The 18,123-nt window shown below is 54.3% G+C and carries 16 protein-coding genes; 4 read left to right on the top strand and 12 right to left on the bottom strand.

Translation table 11 applies throughout. From position 1 onward, the window contains the following. The first annotated feature begins 19 nt into the window (after positions 1 to 19). Positions 20 to 2,203, top strand: coding sequence for a fatty acid oxidation complex subunit alpha FadB (gene fadB, locus NYE92_RS15630; RefSeq protein ID WP_259019138.1), 2,184 nt, complete (start codon positions 20 to 22; stop codon positions 2,201 to 2,203). Between the two features lie 11 nt (positions 2,204 to 2,214). Next, the gene (gene fadA, locus NYE92_RS15625) at positions 2,215 to 3,378 is read left to right on the top strand and encodes an acetyl-CoA C-acyltransferase FadA (RefSeq protein WP_029569346.1); all 1,164 of its coding nucleotides are present in this window, start codon (positions 2,215 to 2,217) and stop codon (positions 3,376 to 3,378) included. Positions 3,379 to 3,444: 66 nt separating this feature from the next. On the opposite strand, the gene fre is transcribed toward fadA, so the two are convergent. After that, on the bottom strand, positions 3,445 to 4,146 hold the full coding sequence (fre, locus tag NYE92_RS15620) for an NAD(P)H-flavin reductase (protein ID WP_014595029.1): 702 nt from the start codon (positions 4,144 to 4,146) through the stop codon (positions 3,445 to 3,447). 42 nt (positions 4,147 to 4,188) lie between these two features. Next, complete coding sequence (ubiD, locus tag NYE92_RS15615) at positions 4,189 to 5,673, bottom strand: 4-hydroxy-3-polyprenylbenzoate decarboxylase (protein WP_013024103.1); 1,485 nt, start codon at positions 5,671 to 5,673, stop codon at positions 4,189 to 4,191. Between the two features lie 301 nt (positions 5,674 to 5,974). Here ubiD and rfaH point away from each other — a divergent pair, with 301 nt between their 5' ends. Beyond that, positions 5,975 to 6,463, top strand: a complete 489-nt coding sequence (gene rfaH / locus NYE92_RS15610; RefSeq protein ID WP_014606974.1) for a transcription/translation regulatory transformer protein RfaH — start codon at positions 5,975 to 5,977, stop codon at positions 6,461 to 6,463. Here rfaH and tatD read toward each other — a convergent pair. From tatD to udp, 9 genes are all read right to left on the bottom strand, one after another. After that, positions 6,460 to 7,242: a 3'-5' ssDNA/RNA exonuclease TatD gene (gene tatD / locus NYE92_RS15605; protein WP_259019137.1), complete on the bottom strand. Its 783-nt coding sequence runs from the start codon at positions 7,240 to 7,242 to the stop codon at positions 6,460 to 6,462. The two genes, rfaH and tatD, sit on opposite strands and share 4 nt — an antisense overlap. 99 nt (positions 7,243 to 7,341) lie before the next feature. Beyond that, positions 7,342 to 8,100, bottom strand: coding sequence for a Sec-independent protein translocase subunit TatC (tatC, locus tag NYE92_RS15600; RefSeq protein WP_013024100.1), 759 nt, complete (start codon positions 8,098 to 8,100; stop codon positions 7,342 to 7,344). After that, positions 8,100 to 8,732 carry a Sec-independent protein translocase protein TatB gene (gene tatB / locus NYE92_RS15595; protein ID WP_029569343.1) on the bottom strand — a complete coding sequence of 211 codons (633 nt, stop codon included), beginning with the start codon at positions 8,730 to 8,732 and terminating at the stop codon, positions 8,100 to 8,102. Before tatB ends, tatC begins: the two co-directional genes overlap by 1 nt. Positions 8,733 to 8,735: 3 nt before the next feature. Then, complete coding sequence (gene tatA, locus NYE92_RS15590; protein WP_013024098.1) at positions 8,736 to 8,990, bottom strand: Sec-independent protein translocase subunit TatA; 255 nt, start codon at positions 8,988 to 8,990, stop codon at positions 8,736 to 8,738. A 109-nt stretch (positions 8,991 to 9,099) separates the two neighbouring features. After that, a complete protein-coding gene (ubiB, locus tag NYE92_RS15585; protein ID WP_014606977.1) occupies positions 9,100 to 10,737 on the bottom strand; it encodes a ubiquinone biosynthesis regulatory protein kinase UbiB in 1,638 nt (545 codons plus the stop codon). Then, a complete protein-coding gene (locus NYE92_RS15580; protein WP_158150557.1) occupies positions 10,734 to 11,339 on the bottom strand; it encodes an SCP2 domain-containing protein in 606 nt (201 codons plus the stop codon). The genes ubiB and NYE92_RS15580 overlap by 4 nt, the downstream gene beginning before the upstream one ends. 11 nt (positions 11,340 to 11,350) lie before the next feature. Further along, positions 11,351 to 12,109 (bottom strand): bifunctional demethylmenaquinone methyltransferase/2-methoxy-6-polyprenyl-1,4-benzoquinol methylase UbiE, encoded by a 759-nt coding sequence (ubiE, locus tag NYE92_RS15575; protein WP_014595026.1) that lies wholly within the window; start codon positions 12,107 to 12,109, stop codon positions 11,351 to 11,353. A 76-nt stretch (positions 12,110 to 12,185) separates the two neighbouring features. Further along, positions 12,186 to 13,685, bottom strand: a complete 1,500-nt coding sequence (rmuC, locus tag NYE92_RS15570; RefSeq protein ID WP_210451131.1) for a DNA recombination protein RmuC — start codon at positions 13,683 to 13,685, stop codon at positions 12,186 to 12,188. Between the two features lie 155 nt (positions 13,686 to 13,840). Further along, entirely contained in the window at positions 13,841 to 14,602 is a 762-nt protein-coding gene (gene udp / locus NYE92_RS15565) for a uridine phosphorylase (RefSeq protein WP_014606979.1), read from the bottom strand. Positions 14,603 to 14,905: 303 nt separating this feature from the next. Between udp and NYE92_RS15560 the strand changes: the two genes are divergently transcribed. Continuing rightward, the gene (locus NYE92_RS15560; RefSeq protein ID WP_013024092.1) at positions 14,906 to 15,742 is read left to right on the top strand and encodes a dienelactone hydrolase family protein; all 837 of its coding nucleotides are present in this window, start codon (positions 14,906 to 14,908) and stop codon (positions 15,740 to 15,742) included. A 63-nt stretch (positions 15,743 to 15,805) separates the two neighbouring features. Here the strand turns inward: NYE92_RS15560 and metE are convergent, their stop codons facing one another. Further along, on the bottom strand, positions 15,806 to 18,076 hold the full coding sequence (metE, locus tag NYE92_RS15555; protein ID WP_029569339.1) for a 5-methyltetrahydropteroyltriglutamate--homocysteine S-methyltransferase: 2,271 nt from the start codon (positions 18,074 to 18,076) through the stop codon (positions 15,806 to 15,808). Positions 18,077 to 18,123: the final 47 nt, after the last annotated feature.

The following is an 18,123-nucleotide window of genomic DNA, read 5'->3' as shown; positions in this document are numbered from 1 at the left end:
GCGGTTTCAGGAGACGTACATGCTCTACCAAGGCGCTAACCTCACTCTTAATCAGTTGGACGACGGCATTGTCGAGCTGGTGTTTGATGCCCCCGGCTCGGTTAATAAGCTGGATACACAAACTGTTGCCAGCCTCGGCGAAGCGATTGCTGTGCTGGAGCAACACGCCGATCTGCACGGCGTGCTTCTGAGCTCAGCCAAACCCGCCTTTATCGTTGGGGCTGACATCACCGAATTCCTTGCGCTTTTTGACGCGCCAACGGAAAAGCTGAGCCAGTGGCTGACCTTCGCAAACAGTATTTTTAATCGTCTGGAAGATTTACCCGTTCCCACCATCGCCGCGATCGATGGCTACGCGCTGGGTGGTGGCTGTGAATGTGTTCTGGCGACGGACTTACGGGTTGCCACGCCGAGCGCCCGCCTGGGCTTACCTGAAACCAAGCTGGGCATCATGCCGGGTTTTGGCGGCAGCGTTCGCCTGCCTCGCCTGTTGGGTGCTGACAGCGCGCTGGAAATTATTGCGGCAGGTAAAGATATTGATGGTATGGCTGCGCTCAGGCTGGGTCTGGTCGATGCAGTTGTCAGCCCTGATAAACTGCGCGATGCAGCGCTGACGATGCTTAAAGCGGCAGCCAGTGATGGCAGTTGGCGGGCACGTCGCGCCCCTAAATTAGCCCCGTTAAAGCTGAGCCCTGTCGAGGCCGCAATGAGCTTTACAATCGCTAAAGGCATGGTCATGCAAACGGCCGGAAAACATTATCCTGCGCCGCTCACCGCCGTGAAGACGATCGAGGCCGCAGCCGCATTAGGACGTGACGATGCGTTAAAACTGGAAACGGCGGCGTTTGTTCCGTTGGCGCAATCGGATGTGGCCCGCGCGCTCGTCGGAATCTTCCTCAACGATCAGTACATTAAAGGGCTGGCCAAAAAACGCAGCAGCGAAAATGGTGCGCCGAAGCAGGCTGCCGTGCTGGGCGCCGGGATTATGGGTGGTGGCATCAGCTATCAGTCGGCGTGGAAAGGTGTGCCGGTCAAGATGAAGGATATTCATCCGCAGGCGCTGACTCTGGGCATGAACGAAGCCAGTAAGCTTCTGAACAAGCAGCTGGAGCGAGGTAAGATAGACGGGAATAAGCTGGCTGCCGTCATTGCCACCATTCAACCCACGCTGGATTATGCCGGATTTGATCAGGCCGATGTCGTGGTCGAAGCCGTGGTCGAAAATCCACAGATCAAAGCCAGTGTGCTGGCTGAAACAGAAAAGCATATGCGCAGTGATGCCATCCTGGCCTCGAATACCTCTACGATCCCCATCAGCCAGCTGGCGCAGGCACTGCAGCGTCCCGAAAACTTTTGCGGTATGCACTTCTTTAATCCGGTTCCCCGTATGCCGCTGGTAGAAGTGGTTCGCGGAGAGAAAACCAGTGAAGCGACGTTGGGTAAAGTCGTGGCATGGGCCAGCAAGATGGGCAAAACCCCTGTCGTGGTGAATGACTGCCCAGGCTTCTTCGTAAACCGTGTTCTGTTCCCTTACTTTGCCGCGTTCGGCATGTTGTTGCGCGATGGTGCGGATTTCCGCCAAATCGATAAAGTGATGGAAAAACAGTTTGGCTGGCCGATGGGCCCTTCCTGGCTGCTGGATGTCGTAGGGATTGATACCGCACATCATGCGCAAAGCGTAATGGCGGATGGTTTCCCACAGCGTATGAAAAAGGACTATCGCGATGCTATCGATATTCTGTTTGAAGCAAAACGCTTTGGTCAGAAAAACGGTAAAGGCTTCTGGCGTTGGGAAGAAGACAAAAAAGGGAAACCTAAAAAAGTCTCTGATCCCGAGGTCGATGCGCTGCTTGAACCTGCCTGCCAGCCTAAGCGGATCTTCAGTGATGAAGAAATCCTGAACCGCATGATGTTGCCAATGCTGAATGAAGTTGTCCGCTGTCTGGAAGAGAAGATTATTGCTTCACCTGCCGAGGCAGACATGGCGCTGGTGTACGGCCTGGGATTCCCGCCATTCCGTGGTGGGGCTTTCCGTTATCTCGACACGCTGGGGAACAGTAATGTCGTGGATCAGGCGAAACGCTATACGGCACTGGGCGGCCTGTATGAGCTGCCTGCCCTGCTGTCAGAAAAAGCGCGCCAACATGAAAGCTGGTACCCCGCCGTCAAACCGATTGATGAAGCCGCGTTCAGAAGCGCCTGAGGTGATAAAAAATGGAAAATGTAGTCATTATTGACGCAGTGCGCACGCCAATGGGCCGCTCGAAAGGCGGTGCCTTTCGTCACGTACGTGCAGAAGACCTGTCAGCGCACGTTATGCGTGAACTGCTAAGTAGGCATCCGGCAGTCAATGCTGCCACCCTGGATGACATCGTCTGGGGCTGCGTACAGCAAACGCTGGAGCAAGGCTTTAATATTGCCCGCAACGCCGCGCTGCTGGCCGAAATCCCGCATGTCGTACCCGCCACAACGGTCAACCGTCTGTGTGGATCCTCAATGCAGGCCCTACACGATGCCGCACGCGCCATTATGGTGGGAGATGCACATGCCTGTTTGATCGGCGGTGTGGAGCATATGGGACATGTACCCATGAACCATGGCGTTGATTTTCATCCCGGCTTAGGGCGTACCGTTGCGAAAGCGGCAGGGATGATGGGATTAACCGCAGAGATGCTGGCGCGCATGCACCACATTAGCCGCGAGCAGCAGGATGCATTCGCTTTGCGCTCCCATCAGCGCGCCTGGCAGGCGACACAGCGCGGCGATTTCGCAAATGAAATTGTTGCGATACACGGCCACGACGCCGACGGCGTGCTGAAACGCTATGACTTTGATGAAGTGATCCGTGAAGATACCAGCCTGGAAGGCCTTGCGGCACTGCGACCTGCATTTGATCCCGTGACCGGGACGGTGACCGCAGGCACATCCTCAGCCCTGTCAGATGGGGCAGCCGCCATGCTGATTATGAGTGAAAGCCGCGCACGGGAGCTGGGGCTGAAACCCCGCGCCCGTATTAAAAGTATGGCGGTGGTGGGCTGCGATCCCTCAATCATGGGCTACGGTCCGGTGCCCGCCAGCAAGCTGGCGTTGAAGCGCGCTGGGCTGAGCGTGAACGACATTGACATCTTCGAGCTCAACGAAGCCTTTGCAGCGCAGGTTCTGCCCTGCATTAAGGATTTGGGACTGTCAGACAAACTGGATGAGAAGGTCAACTTAAATGGCGGCGCCATCGCATTGGGTCATCCACTGGGCTGTTCAGGCGCACGCATCAGTACGACGTTGCTGAATATTATGGAACGCCGCGATGCGCAGTTTGGCCTGGCGTCAATGTGTATTGGTCTGGGTCAGGGCATCGCCACCGTTATCGAACGCGTTTGATACGTTGGGACGTTATTGTGGGATTTACCCGCCTGTCAGGGGCGGGTTTTTTCTTGCTGCATGAAATCAGATAAAGGCAAAGGCATCGCCATACATCTGTGATTCCACTGCGCCACGCTCAGAACAGAAGCGATCGCGCGCAATTTTTGCCATTTCAAAGCGCCCGGCGATATAAATCTCATGCTCACTCAGCGTAGTAAAGTCCTGCATGACGGCCGTTAATACGGTGCCAGAACGACCCTGCCAGCCTGCTTCAGGCTGTTCTACTACCGGAATCACTTTGAGATTAGGATGCTTAATGGCCAGCGCGTCCAGTTCATCCATATCGTAAAGGTGTTTCAGCTCACGGCCGCCCCAGTAAATCGCAATATCTCGATCAGGCTGTTGGGCAAGCGCCGTCAGTAAGATGGAGCGCGCATAGGAAAAGCCCGTGCCGCCCGCAATCAGGATTAACGGTTTGTCACTCTCTTCGCGCAACCATGCGTCGCCGTGGGGAATATCAACAACGATTTGCCCGTCTTGCTGGATGCGATCCATCACGGCCATCGCATACAGGTTAAGCTCCGACGCGCCGATATGCAGCTCAATGATTTCAGTTTCCATTGGCGTAGAGGCTACAGAAAACGGACGCTTATCGCGCTCATCCATCACTACCATAAGATACTGTCCTGCACGAAAGCTAAATTCCGCTTCCGGAATCAGGCGAACGCGATACACCGTGTCGGTAATCGCTTCAACTGAAGTTACTTTACAGCTTAACGTTGTCATGCGTTCCCTCTGTCGGGTCGTCTTTATGGTTATTGCGCGCCATCAACGCTGTGATGGCTGTTTAAAAATACCGAGGTCATCCCAGATAGCGTCGATACGCGCAGTGACTGCCGGATCTTTAACAATCGGCGTGCCCCACTCTCGTTGTGTCTCGCCCGGCCATTTATTCGTCGCATCCAGGCCCATTTTAGAACCCAGTCCTGACACCGGTGACGCAAAATCAAGATAATCGATTGGCGTGTTTTCTACCAATACGGTATCGCGCGCCGGGTCCATACGCGTAGTAATTGCCCAGATGACGTCGTTCCAGTCACGGGCATTAACATCGTCGTCACACACAATAACAAATTTGGTGTACATGAACTGTCTAAGAAACGACCAAACGCCAAACATTACGCGCTTGGCATGACCGGCATACTGTTTTTTAATCGTGACGACCGCCAACCGGTAGGAGCATCCTTCGGGTGGTAAATAAAAGTCGACGATTTCCGGGAACTGCTTAATCAGAATCGGCACCAGCACTTCATTTAACGCCACGCCAAGGACAGCTGGCTCATCTGGCGGACGTCCGGTGTAGGTCGAGTGATAAATAGGCTGATGCCGCTGAGTAATATGCGTTACGGTAAAAACCGGGAAGCTATCGACTTCATTATAGTAGCCCGTATGGTCGCCATAGGGGCCTTCCGGGGCCATATCACCGGGTTCAATGTAGCCTTCCAGCACGATTTCCGCGCTGGCAGGCACTTCCAGATCGTTGGAAATACATTTGACCACTTCGGTTTTATTCCCCCGCAGCAGGCCCGCAAAGGCATATTCTGACAGCGTGTCCGGTACCGGGGTCACCGCGCCAAGAATTGTCGCCGGATCGGCACCCAGCGCAACAGATACCGGGAAACGCTCGCCAGGATGGGCTTTCGTCCACTCCAGATAATCAAGTGCCCCGCCGCGATGAGAAAGCCAGCGCATGATAAGACGGTTTTTACCAATCACCTGCTGGCGATAAATGCCCAGGTTTTGTCGCTCTTTATGCGGACCGCGGGTTACCGTGAGCCCCCAGGTAATTAAGGGGGCTGCATCGCCTGGCCAGCATTTCATGACCGGAATCCGCGTTAGATCGACCTCATCGCCGCTGAAGACCTCTTCCTGACAGGGTGCATTGCGCAACCTTTTGGTGGGCATATTCAGCACCTGCTTAAACTGCGGCATTTTGCTGAACAGGTCACGGAAGCCTTTTGGCGGCTCGGGTTCTTTGAGAAAGGCCAGCAGTTCGCCCACTTCTCGCAGTGCGCTGACCTCTTCCTGCCCCATACCCATCGCCACGCGCTTTGGCGTGCCAAACAGGTTGCACAGAACGGGCATGTCGTAACCCTTAGGGTTCTCAAACAATAATGCCGGGCCGCCTGCACGTAAGGTGCGGTCAGCAATTTCCGTCATTTCCAGTTCGGGGTCGATCTCGTGCGATATACGCTTCAGTTCACCACGCTGTTCAAGCAGCGCAATAAAGTCTCTTAAATCCTGATATTTCATGCGGCTTCAACTTTCCGGCCAGAGTGAATGGGCCATTATAGGGCTGATTGTAGGGATGTGTTGAGCTTTATGCGCCCCATCTTTTACCTGGCCTGTAACTTACAACGGTCAGGCTGGGTACGGCGATCGTTATTGCCCCGTGGGTTGCGAATGACTCACGTTTACTCACTTTATGCGGTGGCACTGATCATTCAGAACAATCTTAGTTTATTTTCCAGGCAACGCCGCGTTACAGGCCCCAATGCGCTATAACTCTGGCTGGAGGTTTGCTATTCTTAGCGTCCATTCATTGGGAGCAGTTATGGAATCCTGGTATTTACTCTATTGCAAACGTGGGCAGCTATTGCGTGCGAAAGAGCATCTTGAGCGGCAAGAGGTAAAATGCCTGAGTCCAATGATCGCGATGGAGAAGATCGTGCGCGGTAAGCGGACGACCGTGAGTGAGCCGCTGTTTCCAAACTATCTGTTTATCGAATTTGATCCGGAAGCCATTCATACCACGACCATAAGTAGTACGCGTGGCGTCAGCCATTTTGTGCGCTTTGGTACAACACCGGCAACCGTGCCCGCCCTGGTGATTGATGCCTTGCAAACCGACGTCCCCCAGACGTTGCTCGATCCCGAAACGCCGCAAAACGGTGATGAAGTGATCATCACCGAAGGCACGTTCGAGGGCTTGCGTGCGATATTCTCTGAACCGGATGGCGAAGCACGCTCAATTCTGTTGCTGAATCTGCTCAACAAGCAGGTCGTACGCAGCGTGGATAACCGGCAGTTCCGCAAAGCTTAAATCAGCCTAAACAGCTTACGCGCATTGTGATCCACCTGACGTGCCAGCATCTCGACATTCTCCCCGCGCCAGTTTGCGACCTGCTGCAGGATATGCGGCAAGAAGCAGGGTTCATTTCGTCTCGACGTGGGACGGGGACGCATATCACGCGGCAGAAGGTAAGGTGCATCCGTTTCCAGTAATAACCGCTCGGCCGGAATCAGTGGCAGCATCTCACGCAACGCGATACCTCGACGCTCATCGCATACCCAGCCCGTAATCCCTACCGACAGCCCCATGTCCAGGCAAGCGGTCAGCTCCTCGCGCGTGCCGGTAAAGCAGTGAATCACTGCAGCAGGCAATTTGGGCAGCCAGGGTTCAAGAACTGCCGCAAAGCGCTCGTGGGCTTCCCGGCAGTGAAGAAACACCGGCATATTAAGCTCTGCCGCCAGTGCCAACTGAGCGTCAAACGCATACTCCTGCTGCTGGTGAGCGGACAGGTTACGATTAAAATCCAGACCGCATTCACCTATTGCCACTACGTCTTTTTTCTCTGCCAGGCGGCGTAGCGTGTTAGCAACGTCCGCTGACCATTCGCTGGCATGATGGGGATGCACGCCAGCGGTTGACCAACAATAATCCTGATGGGCCTCAGCCAGTTTCTGCGCCTGCTGACTTTCAAGTGCGTTGGTGCCGGTAATCAACATGCCGGTGACGCCCGCTTCGCGCGCGCGTGAGATCACCTTTTCCCGATCGGAGGCGAACTGCGTGCTGGTCAGGTTTACACCGATATCAAACATATTTTTTCCACTCTTTATCAATAACACCCTAAACAAAAACCGCCTGGCGGCGGTTTTTGACTTTCCTCTCCCGCCTTGCGGGTTGTGCCCAATCAGACATCAGGAATCGGCGTTATGTTCCTCATCCTCTGCCTGGCGGCCTTTTCCCACATAGTAACGTGAGAAGAATACGCCGACTTCAAACAGGCAGTACATCGGAATAGCGAGCAAAGTTTGGGAAAAAACGTCTGGTGGTGTGAGCAGCATCCCAACAACGAACGCGCCAACCAGAATATAGGGGCGTTTCTTTTTCAAATCATCGGGGTTGGTAATGCCCGTCCAGCAGAGCAGCACAATCGCGACCGGCACTTCAAATGCCACGCCAAAGGCCATGAACAGCGTCATCACGAAATCAAGATAGTTGGTAATGTCCGTTGCAATAGTGACGCCCTGGGGCGCGGTCTTGGCGAAAAAACCAAAGGCCAGCGGAAAGACGATGAAGTAAGCAAAAGCGACGCCCACGTAAAACAGCAACGTACTGGAGAACAGCAACGGCATGACCAACTTGCGTTCGTGGCGATAGAGGGCTGGCGCGACAAAGGCCCAGACCTGGTAGAGGATAACCGGAACGGCAAGGAATACCGATACGATCATGGTCAGCTTGATCGGGGTAAAAAACGGTGACGCGACATCCGTGGCGATCATGCTGGCGCCCGCGGGCATCTGATTAATGAGCGGCGACGCCACCGCATGGTAGATATCATTGGCAAAGTAAATCAGCGCCAGAAAGATGACTAACACGGCAACAATACAGTTCAGCAGACGCTTACGCAGCTCAATCAAATGGCTGATCAGGGGTTGGGTATCTTCAACGGCCATTATCGCTCATCACTTGCAGAAGGAGTAGAAACTGAACCTGCCGACGGCACAGCGCTAACGGGCTTAGCCGCAGTTTGTGCATCGGCATGAGCAGGCGACTGTGCCGGTGCACTGGCATGCCCTGAGGCAGGTCGCGGCTGAACCGGGGAGGGCTCAACGCGGCTGTCGGCCGGTTGAGAAGCCGCAGGTTCAGACGTCGCCAGCGGAGCCTGCACAGGTGCCTGCGCCTGATGTTCGCTGGCGGCAGGTGTAACGGGGTGCAGCGTTTCGGTGGTCGATGCAGGGTGAGGAGAATGGATGGTATTGGCTTCGTCTTCGTCTCTTTCAATATCAATGCTCTGCTTGACCGAGCGTTTCATTGAATCAGCCGTTTTCCGCAGCTCTTCCATGGATTCCTTCAGCTCGGGGGACAGCGTGCCCCGGCCGGCTTCTTCCACCTTTTTCAGGCTGTCTTGCAGCTCCTGAAGCTTGAGTTCTTGCGCCAGCTCACTCTGGACATTGGCGGCCAGCGAGCGGATCGCTCTGATCCAGCCCATGACCGTTTTTACCGCAAGGGGCAGACGTTGCGGGCCAAGAACGATCAGCCCGATCACGAACACCAATACCAATTCACCAAAACCAATATCGAACACGGCTTACACCTGCTTGTCGTTCTTGACGTCATCTTTCTGAGCCGACGTTGGCTGTTTATCCGCCAGCGTTTTGGCATGGAAATCAGCATCCTGCTCTTTCGGTTGATCCTTTTTATCGTCTTCGTCGCTCATGGCTTTCTTAAACCCACGGATAGAAGAACCCAAATCCGAACCCAGATTACGTAATTTGTTGGTACCGAACAGAAGAACCACAATCACGGCAATAATTAACAACTGCCAAATACTAATACCGCCCATGAGATAGCCTCGATTTTATTGTTAAAAACTGCGGGGTCATGCACCACGAAACCCGTGTTTATTCGGGTCCGAATCAGCGACATTACCGCGTTTCTGGCGCAGGTGACAATCAGTTTGTCTTACGCCAGCCGATTAACCAACTGACAAAGCCCGCCGCCATTAATGCCGCTGGAAACAGGTCCCACTCAGGCCTGCTGAGGAGCACCGCCGTTCCGCTAATCAACAGCGTCGCGCCAACGCCAAACAGGTAACGCGCCTGCTGCTGACGTGAACGTTGGACACTTAAATCGTTCGCGAGTTTATCCACGCTGAGGCGTAATTGCTTATGCTGCCGCATACTGTCGTAAAACAATTCTGGCAGTTCTGGCAGTTTTTCTGCCCAGTAAGGGGCTTTTTCCTTTACCGCACGGATAATCGCCGGAATCCCGATTTGATCCTTAATCCAGTCCTCAAGGAAGGGTTTTGCCGTTTTCCAAAGGTCCAGTTGTGGATAGAGCTGACGACCGATGCCTTCAACGTAAAGCAAGGTTTTTTGCAACAGCACCAGCTGCGGCTGGACTTCCATATTGAAGCGACGCGCCGTGTTAAACAGGTTCAGCAGCACATGCCCAAACGAGATTTCTGCCAGCGGTTTCTCAAAAATGGGCTCGCATACGGTACGGATAGCGAACTCGAAGTCTTCAACGTTGGTATCGGCAGGCACCCAGCCCGAATCGACATGCAGTTCCGCCACTTTGCGGTAATCGCGATTAAAGAAGGCAATAAAGTTCTCGGCCAGATAGCGCTTATCTTCTTTATTCAGCGAACCGACGATACCGCAGTCAATGCCGATATACTGAGGATCTTCAGGATGATCGTAACTGACAAAGATATTGCCCGGATGCATGTCGGCATGAAAGAAGCTGTCGCGGAAAACCTGGGTAAAGAATACCTGCACACCGCGTTCTGCTAACAGCTTCATGTTGACGCCGTGCTGCTCCAGCGTCGCCACATCAGAAATGGGAATGCCGTAAATGCGCTCCATTACCATCATGGATTCACTGCAATAGTCCGAATAGACCTCTGGCACATACAGCATGCGGCTGTTTTCAAAGTTGCGGCGAAGCTGAATGGCATTGGCGGCTTCACGCAACAGGTTTAATTCATCAAGCAGGGTCTTCTCATAATCCCGTACCACTTCAACCGGGCGCAGACGGCGGCCATCCGGCAGCAATCGTGGCACCCAGCGGGCAATGCGGTAGATGAGTTTCATGTCCGCTTTGATGACCGGCAGGATATCCGGGCGGATTACCTTGATAACGACGTTCTTGCCATTGGATTTCAGGGTTGCGGTATGTACCTGAGCGATAGAGGCTGAGGCCAGTGGAATGATATTGAAGTCATCAAACCAGGATTCAATCGGTGCGCCCATTGAGGCTTCGATCTGCGCTTTCGCTTTAACGCCATCAAAGGGGGCAACGCGGTCCTGCAGGACAGCCAGCTCATCGGCAATCACCGGGGGAAACAGGTCACGGCGCGTCGACAGCATCTGACCAAACTTGATCCAGACCGGGCCCAACTGCTCCATCGCCATACGCAAACGCACGCCAAGGAGTTCTTGCTTGTGCTGGTTGGGGATCCAGAAAATGCAGCGTCGCCATAGCCTGAGCGGAAGAGTCAGGCGCATCTGCGGAATCAGTTCATCAAGGCCGTAAGTCAAAAACACCTTAATAATAAAATATAACCGGCGGATCTCTCCAAAACTCATTTCGCCTCCAGCTGTGCCAGACGCGCATCAAGCGCCTCAAGCGAACGTTCCATCGCGCTAACCTCCTCAGTGAACCAGGCAAATTCCAGGGCGCCCGGCGCAACCCGCCACTCTTCGGTTAATGCCTGACCAAGATAGTCCTGACGCCGTTGTGTTTCTGCTTTGAAAAAACGCCATGCACGCTGCGCGCCCTGGCTCATCCCCTGAGCGGCGATATCACCGATCCAGGGAGCAAGGTATTCAGCGGGATCCAGCTCGGCCAAATCCATTAGCGCAGAAAACTGCTGAACCACCTGCAAGTCACCTTCAACCTGCAGCTCACCGCTACGAATCAAGGTCGTCAGTTGCTGGCGATCGCGTAACTTTGGCAGGGACTTAAGCTGGGTAATGACCGTGCAGTCACTGCTGTCCTGCCAGTCACTGAGCACGTCAAGCTGCTGTTCACTGAACACCAGCACCAGCGGCCAGGATAGCTCACTTAAACGCAGCATCAGTACCTTGCCGACCAGGCGCTGACGTGCGCTTTTCAGGCTACGATCGCGATACAGTATGCGGTTTAACGCCGTTTCAATACCGGCGGTCATTACAGGTGTTAAGGTCATCGCCATAATGGTTAAAATTTAAACCCACGATGCAGCGCCACAATCCCACCCGTCATGTTGGAATAAGTCGTGTTTTCGAATCCCACGTCATTCATCATCGCTTTCAGGGTTTCCTGATCGGGATGCATGCGAATTGACTCAGCAAGGTAGCGATAGCTTTCTGCGTCCTGGGCGACCAGTTGCCCAATACGGGGCAAAATATGGAACGAGTAAGCATCGTAAGCTTTGCTAAGGGGTTCGATAACAGGTTTAGAAAACTCCAGCACCAGTAAACGTCCACCTGGCTTCAGCACGCGGAACATTGAGGCCAGTGCCTTCTCTTTTTCAGTCACGTTACGCAGACCGAACGAAATAGTGATGCAGTCAAAATAGTTATCAGGAAACGGCAATGCTTCGGCGTTGGCCTGCACATAGCTGACGTTGCCTACCACGCCCAGATTACGCAGTTTTTCCCGGCCCATTTTCAGCATTGAGCTGTTAATGTCAGCCAGCACAACCTGACCGGTTTCACCCACCAGGCGCGAAAATTTCGCGGTAAGATCGCCGGTTCCACCCGCCAGATCCAGCACGCGCTGACCACGGCGCACGCCGCTGCTGTCAATGGTAAAACGCTTCCAGACTCGATGGACGCCAAACGACATTAAATCGTTCATCAGGTCATATTTTGCCGCTACGGAGTGAAACACGTCCGCGACTTTATCGGCTTTCTCGCTTTTGGCGACCGTCTGAAAGCCAAAATGGGTAGTTTCCTGCTGTGATTCATCTGCCATCGGTTTTACCTGCTCCACAAACAATACTCACTGAAGTGTATCAGAGTCATAGAGGTCAGGCACGCTGGTGACCTGCTTATTCGCGGAGGTGCCGAATCCTCTCATGACTTTCGTCTGCGTTGTCCTTGTCATTTTGCTCACTGTCGTGCTCATTCTCAGGCATGGCTTGTTCAACCAGGTGCGGGTTAATGGCGCGTTTGACTTCTACACCCAGATCGCGAAAACCTTCAGCCTGGGCGATAAGGTTGCCCCGCCCCTCTGCCAGTTTCTTCATCGCCTCGCGATAGCTGTTCTGCGCCTTGTCAAGGCTGTGACCAATCCCGCTCATATCGTCTACAAACAGCCGCATTTTGTCATACAGTCTGGAGGCCCGCTCTGCAATGCGCTGTGCATTACGACTCTGGTGCTCATAGCGCCAGAGATTATTAATCGTCCGCAGCGCCACCAGCAGCGTAGTCGGGCTGACCAGCATGATGTTCTGCTGCAGGGCTTCACTGATGAGTTCGGGCTGACGATCGATAGCCAACAGGAAGGCCGGCTCAACAGGAATAAACATCAACACATAATCCAGCGAGCGTAAACCGGGCAATTGTTGATAATCTTTGCGGCCCAGCAGGCGAATGTGCCCGCGCATGGCGCTGACATGTTCCTGAATAGCCTGCTCGCGTTCCACATCGTCATCGGCATTAAAATAACGCTCGTAGGCCACCAGCGTCATTTTAGCGTCGATAACCACATCTTTTCCCTGTGGCAGGCGAACAATCACATCCGGCTGCATCCGGCTTTGCTGTTCATTCTGCATGCTGACCTGAATGTCGTACTCATAGCCTTCACGCAGCCCAGAAGCTTCCAGCACTCGGCTCAGTACCACTTCGCCCCAGTTGCCCTGAATTTTATTGTCGCCTTTGAGCGCCTTCGTGAGGTTAAGCGCCTCCTGAGCCATCTGGGCATTTAACTGCTGCAGCTGACGAATCTCGTGAGTGAGCGTGTGGCGCTCACGGGCTTCGGCACCGAAGCTTTCATTCACCTGGCGGCGAAACCCGTCAAGCTGCTCCCGGAGCGGCCCTATCAGGCTGTTAAGACTTTGACGATTCTGCTCATCAACCCGACGTCCACTGTTTTCAAAAATACGGTTGGCCAGATTTTCAAACTGCGCGCTGAGTCGCTGCTCGCTGTTTGTCAGCAGTCGCTGTTTTTCTTCTGCTGCAAAGCGGGTTTCTTCCAGACGAATCGTGACCTCGCGCAGCTCTGCTTCCTGCGCGCTGTTCACTTCGAGCTGATTACGAAGTTCACGAGTGAGTTGTTCGCTCTCGTTGCGCCAGTAGTCGAGCTGTTGCAGGCGCTCATTGGCCCCGCTTAACGCGCCATGAAGCTGTCTCAGCTCCTGTTCACGCTGCTGCACCTGTTGCTGGAGCTGGTCGATATGCAGCTGCTGACGCTGTTGTCCCTCGTTTAGCAGGCGACGTTCTGTAGAAAAGCTGGCCAGCTGATGGCCGACCCGCATTTGCGCCAGTATCCAGCCCACACCAAGGCCGGCAAGCGCCAGGCAGATGTAGATAATGATGTGCTGATCCATATTTTCCCCGCTGGTCAGGCTAATGAAGGAAAAGGTAAATTCGCACTGTATGAATGTCCAGATATATTTGCTGGCGTTGGAAGAGGCGACGCAAAGGCTTGTGAGTGGCAGGACAGACAGGCCCGATCACGGGCCTGTCTGTTAAAACAGGGGAATTACAGTAAACGGCGCGCGGCTTCCACCACGATTTTCACCGCGTCGCTTTCCGTCTGCTTCATCGTGACGGCATCCGGAATCTCTTTTTGGGTGCGGTTGACGATAACGCCCGCTACCATCCCGGCTCTCAGCCCCTGGCTGGCACACATGGTTAACAGGGTCGCCGACTCCATCTCGTAGTTCAACACGCCCATCTGCTGCCACTCCTGCATAGAGCCCTGGAAGCTTTTTACGACACGGCCTGAAAAGGTATCGTATCGTTCCTGACCCGGGTAAAAGGTGTCAGAAGAGGCCGTAATACCGATATGGGTTTTAGCGCCACAGGCTTCCGCCGCCGCGACTAATGCCGTCGTACAGGTAAAGTCCGCCACTGCCGGAAACGCCATGGGGGCGAAATGCAGGCTGGCACCGTCCAGGCGCACTGATGCTGTGGTGACCAAAACATCGCCGACGTTGATATGGGGCTGAATCGCCCCAGTGGTTCCCACGCGCAGGAACGTACGCACGCCAAGCTGTGCCAGTTCCTCAACGGCAATCGATGTAGAAGGTCCGCCAATACCTGTCGAACACACAACAACCGGTTTGCCATCCAGCTTCGCCAGCCAGGTGGTGAACTCGCGATGGGAAGCAAGATGCTGTGCATCTTCCATCAGTCCGGCAATCTTTTTCACGCGCTCTGGATCGCCAGGAACAATGGCCAGCGTTGCCCCCTGCAGGTCAGCTTTAGTCAGGCCAAGATGGAATACGTCAGACTGTGTCATATCAGACTCCGGGTTAAGGAAAATTTTTACGCCACTTTACGTCACCGGGCGAGGTAAATATGTGACTAAATTCACTTAAGAAAATGAAAGTTACATTCCCAAAGAAAAATAAGGTGATTTAGATCACACATCCATCTCTCGCCTTGCGTATTGCTACATATGGTGATGTGGAAGCTATCGCGGGAATGTTAAAGAGAAGTGTAATTTTATTGGTTAACAGCTCTGTTACTCAATGCCCGGTACCTGTCATGGTTGGCCAGGCTATAGTTACGTGATTGCGCCTATGCTTGCACGGAGAGAACGATGAAAACCGAAGATAATATGACACAAAAATCAGCTGCAGGCGCGTTTGCTCCGGCAGTTCAGCCCACAGCAGCGACCACCATTATTACCGACAGCGCCAACATCCATGCGGGGGAAACCTCCATTCCGAGCCAGGGTGAAAACCTGCCGGCGTTTTATGCGAAGCCGCAGTCAGCAGAAGGTCCGTTGCCGGTCGTGCTGGTGGTACAGGAAATTTTTGGCGTTCACGAACATATTCGCGACATTTGCCGTCGGCTGGCGCTGGAGGGCTATCTGGCCGTCGCGCCAGAACTGTACTTCCGTGAAGGCGATCCCAACGATTACAACGACATCCCTACCCTGTTCAAAGAGCTGGTCAGTAAAGTGCCCGACAGCCAGGTGCTGGCAGATCTCGATCACGCGGCGAACTGGGCTGCCCGTAACGGGGGAGATATTCGCCGCATGGGGATTACCGGTTTCTGCTGGGGCGGACGCATCAGCTGGCTTTATGCCGCGCACAACCCGCAACTGCGCGCCGCCGTAGCCTGGTATGGTCGCCTGGTGGGTGAAAAAACCATGAAGCAGCAAAAACATCCTATCGATATCGCCGTTGATCTGAACGCGCCCGTGCTGGGGTTGTATGGAGGTCAGGATGACGGCATTCCGCTGGAGAGCGTCGAGCAGATGCGCCAGGCACTGCACGCGGCCAATGCCAAAGCTGAGATCATTGTTTATCCCGAGGCCGGACATGCTTTTAACGCCGACTATCGTCCAAGCTATCACGCCGAATCGGCCACCGATGGCTGGGCGCGCATGTTAGCCTGGTTTGCGCAATACGGTGTTGCCCCCGCGAAGTGACTGAAAAAAGGGGCGTTCAGGCGCCCCAACATACTGACAACGTATTGACACAACACCAGGAAATCAGGCGGTTTCGCCCCGCAGGTTTCTTGCCGCTTTGACCATGTTAGCCAGCGCCTGTCGGGTTTCGCGCCAGCCGCGGGTTTTCAGGCCGCAGTCCGGATTCACCCACAGACGTTCCTCAGGGATACGTTGTGCGGCCTTGCGTAACAGATTTTCTATCCACTCGACGTCGGGTACATTGGGGGAGTGAATATCGTACACGCCGGGCCCGATTTCATTCGGATACTCAAATGCGTTGAATGCATCCAGCAAATCCATATCGGAACGTGAGGTTTCGATGGTAATCACATCCGCATCCAGTGCCGCAATGGATGCCATAATGTCGTTAAACTCGCAGTAACACATATGCGTGTGAATCTGCGTCTCGTCTTTCGCGACAGCGGCGGTTAACCGAAACGCCTCCACGGCCCAGCGCAGATAATCTGCCCAGTCGGACTGATGCAGCGGCAATCCTTCACGCAATGCAGGCTCATCAATCTGAATAATGCCAATGCCGGCGTGTTCCAGATCCGCAACTTCATCCCGCAGCGCCAGTGCAATCTGTTTGGCGATCGTTTCACGTGATACATCCTCCCGCGGGAATGACCAACAGAGAATGGTCACCGGGCCGGTCAACATACCTTTTACCGGCTTGTCAGTCAGGGACTGCGCATAGGTTGCCCACGCCACGGTAATGGCTTCAGGACGGCTGACGTCACCAATAATGACCGGCGGTTTAACACAACGTGAACCGTAGCTTTGTACCCAACCATTTTGTGTAAAGACGAAGCCGTCCAGGTTCTCGCCAAAGTATTCCACCATATCGTTGCGTTCCGCCTCGCCGTGAACCAGCACGTCCAGTCCCAAACGCTCCTGCTCAGCTATCGCCTGCTTAATGTGTTCCGCGATACCGGTACGGTAATGCGCGCGATCAATCGCGCCTTTTTTGAAGTCGAGTCGTAATCCACGAATTTCAGTGGTCTGCGGGAAGGAACCGATGGTGGTGGTTGGCCAGGCGGGCAGGTTGAAACGCTGACGTTGTGTGCTGGCACGCCCGGCGTAAGGGCTGGCACGTTCGGTGTCTTTGGCCTGAAAATTTGTCAGACGCAGTGCGACAGCCGCGTTGTGGACGCGGCGGGAATGCGCACGTGCCTGAACCGGTGCGCTCCATTCCTTCAGCGATGCGGGATCGTTGCGGCGAAGCGCCGTACTCAGTAGCGACAGCTCATCACATTTTTGCAAGGCAAAGGCAAACCAGCTTTTCACCTCCTCGTCCAGACGGGTCTCCACACTCAGATCAATGGGGCTGTGCAGCAACGAGCAGGATGTGCCAATCCACAGGTGTTCACGTGAGGCGATCAGCGGCTGCAGACGCTCAAACCAACGGCTGAGATCGGCACGCCAGACGTTGCGGCCATTGATCACGCCGACAGATAACACCCAGTCTGCGGGCAGTTGTTGGTTCACCTGCTGGATATCATCTTGCCCCTGCACCAGATCCACATGCAGGCCCTGCACTGGCAACGTGCGGATAATATCCAGATTCTGGCCGATACTGTCGAAGTAGGTGGTCAGCAGCAGGTTGACCTGCCCGTTTAACGCAGCGTAAGCCGCTTTGAAGGCCTCGCGCCATTCCTGTGGCAGTTCCAGCGCCAGGACGGGTTCATCAATCTGTACCCACTCAACGCCGCGCGCGTTCAGTTCGGTCAGGACCCGCTGATAAACGGGCAGAATATCGTTCAGTAGTGACAGACGATTAAAGGGTTCTCCTTTTACCTTACCCAGCCAGAGGTAGGTTAACGGTCCTGACAACACAGGCTTAACGTTATGACCCAGCGCCAGCGCCTCGTCCACTTCATCCAGCAGTTGGGTCCAGGTTAAAGAAAACGACTGGCCTTGCGTGAATTCTGGCACGATGTAGTGATAGTTCGTGTTGAACCATTTTGTCATTTCTGCCGCCGCGGCCGGCTCACCCGTCGGTGCACGCCCCCGGCTCAGGCGGAACAGCGTATCCAGATCAATCGATCCGTCCTGATTTCGATGGCGAGCAGGCACGTTGCCCAGCATCAGGCTGGTCGTCAGAATATGATCGTACCAGGCAAAATCGCCCACCGGCACTTTATCGACGCCGGCCGCTTTTTGTTGTTGCCAGTGGCGCGCACGCAGTTCGCGACCCACCGCCTGTAATTCTTCCTGCGTGCTGTTGCCAGCCCAGTAGCTTTCAAGTGCTTTTTTCAGCTCGCGACGCAGACCAATACGTGGAAAACCGAGAGTATGATTTAAGATAGTCATTCACTATTCTCCAGAAAGTCTTCGGCTTTGGCGGGTCGCCAAAGATG

This window comes from Pantoea sp. B566, from assembly GCF_024793925.1.
Taxonomy (GTDB): Bacteria; Pseudomonadota; Gammaproteobacteria; order Enterobacterales; family Enterobacteriaceae; genus Pantoea; species Pantoea ananatis.
The sequence above is the reverse complement of the archived record's forward strand: the minus strand, read 5'-3'. Positions and strand labels throughout refer to the sequence as shown.